Here is a 3,027-nt window from a genome sequence, read left to right as displayed (position 1 = left end):
CGGCCCGCACGTCCGCTACGTCCTCGACGAGAACCCTTTGAGTTTCTGATCAATAGTGACCCGAGTCAGAGACTCGGTGGCAGTAGGTGGCGACTTTGTCGAGGATCTCGTCGGCGGTCTTCGTCCAGACGAAGGGCTTGGGCTGGTCGTTCCAGTCGACGAGCCGGCTCGGATATGGCGTTCGAGGGGCCTGGACATAGCGGTGGACGCCCCGCTTGGGTCTCTTCTGCACAAGCTCGGCGAACCACCGCTCGACCAGGTTCAGTCATGACGCGCTGGTCGGCGTGAAGTGCAGATGGAACCGCGGGTGCGCCAGCAGCCAGTTCTTCACGTCCTGCGTCTTGTGGGCCGCGTAGTTGTCCAGGATCAGGTGGACCTTGTTGATCTTGGCTAGGAACTGCCGCAACTCGACAGCCAGTTGAAGGCGGTGGAGGGGCCGATCACCCGGTCGTGACCTCCCGAGCCGCGAAAAGGGTTGTCGTGCCTGCCCGGATGTAGTCGTGGCTGCGGCGCTCGGGAGCACCGGGCACATCGGCAGGATCGGCTGGGACCGGCCCAGGGCCTGGATCTGCGACTTTACATCCATGCAGAGGACCAGAGCCTTCTCCCGCGCATCGAGGTAGAGACCAACTACGTCGCGAACTTTGTCGATTAGCAGCGGATCCGTCGACAGCTTGAGCGTCTGCGACCGGTGCGGAGCCAGCGCGAACGCTTGAGACCGTCGACTGCGACATCCCCGTCGCCGCCGCCATCGATCTCGTCGACCAGTGCGTCCCGTTCTTCGTCGTCTCCTCCAGCGTTTTGACGATCACCCGCTCGACATCCGCGTCGGTGATCTTCCCTGGGACACCCGGCCGTGGCTCGTCACCCAGCCCGTCCCGACCACGCTCAAGGAAGCGCCGCCACCAGGTCCACACCGTGTCCCTGTTGATCCGGTGGGACAGGGAGGCCGATGAGGTTTTGGCCGACGTCTCTGACTATGTGGACGAGCTCCTGGCCTTGACGATGACCCAGTTGGGGCAGGTGCTGCTTCGCGACCTATTTGCGAGGTTTTTGGTTCACCCCGCCCTCTGGGCACCGATGGTCGTAGTCAACCCCTCAGGGGGTGTGCTTTCGGCACTCTGTCTACGGAGCGCCGGCGGTACACGGATTGCCCGCACAGAAGCACGGCGTCCCCCGTGTCCGGTGTGAGCCGGGCCCGGGGGGACGACGGTTCAGCTTACAGTGCCGTTGATATGGGCGCGCATGAAGGAGACGGCGATGTTCGCCACCTTGTGGCCGGTCTGTGCACCGTAGTAGGTGGCATCAGGGAAGTGGACACCGGCCCACATTCGCGACTGGCCGCAAGTGCGCTCGAAATCGGTCCAGGTGTCGTAGCGCAGTTCGAGGTCGGCAGCCGGTGTGATGCCGGGCTCGATGAGGGACGAACCCTTCGTCACAGGGATCACCCAGCCGAGGTCGTCCGAGCCCAGGTACGAACGCATCACTTGTGCGGTGGCCGAGCAGAAGGCGGCCGAGCCGGAGGGGTATTCGGGATGATCGCCTGTGTTGATGTAGCTGCGCCATTCGTTGCCGGTGATGTCGTTGACCGTTCCCTTGCCAGGGCCTCCCCAGGCGGTGATTTTCTTGTCGCCGTAGAGGTAGCGGACCGTACTGACCGGCCGGATCGCGTCGTACCGGCGCTTCTCCGACCAGACGACGACGGATGTGTCGAATTGGGCAAGGGTGATGGTGGCGGCGAACTGCACAACCTGGTCAAGCGTCTGATGCCGACTCTTGGCGATGAAGCGGTCGACACCGCCTAGGCTTTGGTATTTGTCGTTGAAGAACTCTGCCGCCATCTTCTGGCTGTCGGTGAGATGAGCTGACGCATTGAGGATTTGGCGTGTCTGCTGACGGTAGCCGGCAGCGCGGGTACGAGGGTCGCTATTGACGGGGGGCGGGACACGCAGGTCTTCGAGTTTGCTGCGAGGGAAGGTGTAGGGCTTGGTATTACCCAGTTGGGGGGTGACGAACTGCTGGGTCTGGATTATGCCATTGCCCTTAGGGACGAACAGGGGCTGCCAGCGGGATGGGTCGCGGAGCTGGTAGGCGGTGTTGACGGGCTGGTATCCGGTGTAGTCGCGGTAGCGCACCCGGTTGTACTTAACCCCACCTTCGTCGCCGAGCTGGTTCATGCCGTCGTGCAGGCGAGCGGCGACAACGGCGTTGCCAGCTTTGTTGCCGATCCCAACGGGGTCGGTGGTGCTCTCATGCGTGTCATCCGAGTCGAGGCCTACGGAGGTCAGCATCTCCCGCCAGACGGACACCGTATTGGGGAACAAGCTGATATGTGCACGGTACATCCCATGCAGGAGAGCTATGTTCTTGTACCGGTTCGTCGCCCGCTCCGAAGTCGGCCGCCGTCCAAGGTTCGAATAGACACCGATTGCGGTCGGGTGATAGGGAGCGATGGAGTCGAAAGCCGCGAGGTCCGTCACCGACACCCAGCGCAAGGCGATTGTGGGATCGTCGCCGTCAGGAACCTCAAGCGTGGGGATGGCTTTAAAGGCATAGGGCAGGAAGACCTCGGTGTACGCGTTGCCGGTGTCAAGATCGAAGGCATTTGCCGCCTTCGCGCTGCCCGATGCACGGGCTGGCAGCAGAACCGCAGCCACCATCACCAGCGCGGCCAGAAATGCCAGCGCCGTTGCGTTAATCCGCCGTCGGGAGTTGTTCTGCTGCGGCAAGTGAACCAGCGAAAAGAGGCGCGCATGCCTCATCATTCCTCCAACCGTCCGGGGTCGTGTGGGCAGAACGGAGTTGCCAGACCACACTCTCGCCACGGCAGGTGCTTCGGGTTGAGTAGCGTCTACTCAACCGCCGACGACCGCGCCGCGTGGTGTCGAAAGACGGCCGAACCTAGCCGGCGACGAGGCGCCGCTACGGCCCTTCCGCGGCGGCCCGCTCGTTTCGAACTGGCTTCAGGGCAGGGGACTGTACGAAGAACGGTGTAACTCCGATCATGGAAGAGTGCACCTGTGACCA

3 protein-coding genes are annotated in these 3,027 nt (G+C 62.9%); all 3 read right to left on the bottom strand.

Annotated features, from left to right (window positions below; translation table 11 throughout):
* Positions 1–265: 265 nt before the first annotated feature.
* The 3 genes from ACFWW8_RS38400 to ACFWW8_RS38390 all read right to left on the bottom strand — a co-directional run bounded on the left by ACFWW8_RS38400 (position 266) and on the right by ACFWW8_RS38390 (position 2,729).
* The gene (locus tag ACFWW8_RS38400; RefSeq protein WP_386537542.1) at positions 266–406 is read right to left on the bottom strand and encodes a hypothetical protein; all 141 of its coding nucleotides are present in this window, start codon (positions 404–406) and stop codon (positions 266–268) included.
* Between the two features lie 34 nt (positions 407–440).
* Entirely contained in the window at positions 441–917 is a 477-nt protein-coding gene (locus tag ACFWW8_RS38395; RefSeq protein WP_386537540.1) for a helix-turn-helix domain-containing protein, read from the bottom strand.
* 297 nt (positions 918–1,214) lie between these two features.
* Positions 1,215–2,729: a vanadium-dependent haloperoxidase gene (locus tag ACFWW8_RS38390; RefSeq protein ID WP_386537538.1), complete on the bottom strand. Its 1,515-nt coding sequence runs from the start codon at positions 2,727–2,729 to the stop codon at positions 1,215–1,217.
* Positions 2,730–3,027 lie beyond the last annotated feature (298 nt).

Source organism: Streptomyces sp. NPDC058701, assembly GCF_042715295.1.
Taxonomy (GTDB): domain Bacteria; phylum Actinomycetota; class Actinomycetes; order Streptomycetales; family Streptomycetaceae; genus Streptomyces.
The sequence above is the reverse complement of the archived record's forward strand: the minus strand, read 5'-3'. Positions and strand labels throughout refer to the sequence as shown.